The organism is Marinobacter sp., assembly GCF_052094685.1.
Taxonomy (GTDB): domain Bacteria; phylum Pseudomonadota; class Gammaproteobacteria; order Pseudomonadales; family Oleiphilaceae; genus Marinobacter.
The window spans coordinates 59382-60935 of sequence record NZ_JBQDKB010000014.1 but is presented as its reverse complement, the minus strand read 5'-3'; the positions used below and the strand labels follow the sequence as shown (position 1 = coordinate 60935).

Sequence of the window (1554 nt, the reverse complement as noted above, 5' to 3'; positions counted from 1 at the left end):
CTGATTCTGGCGCTGCAAAAAACCCTGATGCCAAGCCCAGCTGTTGAAGAGCTAGTTGTGATGCTACGCCGCGCCATTCTGGCGGAAGTCGCCCAAACCGTAGAGCTTCGGGATGAACTTCAACAACTCACCCTCGCCATCGCACAGTATGCAGATCGCACTGGCTATGGGCTGGCAGCTGAAGATGACGAAGAACGGCTCGTAACGGCCGTGAACAATAGCCTTAAAGCACAGCTTGTGATGGGCGAGGCCCAAGAGGCACTCACGGGTTCGTTGATGATCAGCGCCATGTACGGGGCACTCTTCCACCAAGATTTTGCCGTGCAGGTTGGGCAATGGAACCTGGTGGACTGGCCACTGGCACTTCAGCCAGTACTCGCCGCCAGCTACTATCACCGCGCGGAAGAAGAAGGCATCAAACAGCTTTTTGATGAAAAAGCAGAAGAACTGTGCCTGGATAAAACCGACGTGCCACAAGCTTGGCCGGCCTGGTCGAAACTGGCTTATCGCGCGCAAAGCAGCCTGAAGTCAGTGATGGCAATAGAGCTGGGATTGGCCACAGAAAAACTACCAGACACTCTACGCATTATGGTGTGTGGCGCCCAGTCCGGCCAGCGAGCCATGGAGCTTGCGCGCTACTTGGCAGACGTGGAAGTTATCGCCGTAGATGAGTCCCTGGCCAACATCGCCAAAGCCACACGCATAGCCGCCGAATCTGAAATCAGCAACATTGTGTTCTGGCCCTGGTCTATCGCCCAACAATTTGTGGCAGATGGCCACCAAGTACACTGGGTTGAAGTCGGCCGCCTGCCCCCCCCGGCCATGACAGAACTCTCCTTGGCGGCACTAGTGAACAGCGCCTCCGGCTCTGGCGCCATTGTGCACTTGCATACAGCCATTGCCGAACAAACAACCGGCGACAGGCAGATGCGGAAGCTGATTAAAGAGCACGGCTTGCAGCCAACTCGCTCGACTTTGCGCCAACTTCGTAGAATGGTGCTAACCAACCGGCAAGATGCCACCTGGCAGGAGCTTTCCCACGAAGACGACTTCTACAGCCTTGGCGGTTGCCGCGACCGCTGGTTTCGGGCGCAGGATGAAGCCCAGCTTAAAGACCTGATGGCGATGGTGAGCAATGAGGTGGAATGGAAGCTGGTAAAAGCCCGTGATGAGGATGGTCATAGCTTGGCAGCCAAGCCGGTACAGTCGCAGATTCAGGCGGAAGTTCTAGGGAGTGAGGTGCAGAGTTTAATGGGGCAAAATTTGAGTGTTTACTTTCAACGGCGGCGGTGAGAGGCGCTGGCACCTTCCCCTCTCCCCCCGGCCCCTCTCCCGCAAGGGGTGAGGGGAGTAAAGACGCGGAACCCTGGGACCTCACAGCCAAATTCTCAGGCCTCAGGTGTGTAAGCCCCTCGCCCTTGGCGGGAGAGGGGTTGGGGAGAGGGGGGGGGGGGGGCGGTTTTAACCCCCCAAACCAACACCCCCCCAACCCGACCCCCGGCGCACCCGCCCAGCAAAAAAAACCGAAAGCACAACAAAAACCAGCGTCAAAAA

General features: G+C 57.4%; 1 pseudogene. It reads left to right on the top strand.

The features are described 5' to 3' along the window. Positions 1 to 1293, top strand: a pseudogene (locus ACTH3S_RS05120) (hypothetical protein); the annotation flags it as partial. Between the last annotated feature and the right edge of the window lie 261 nt (positions 1294 to 1554).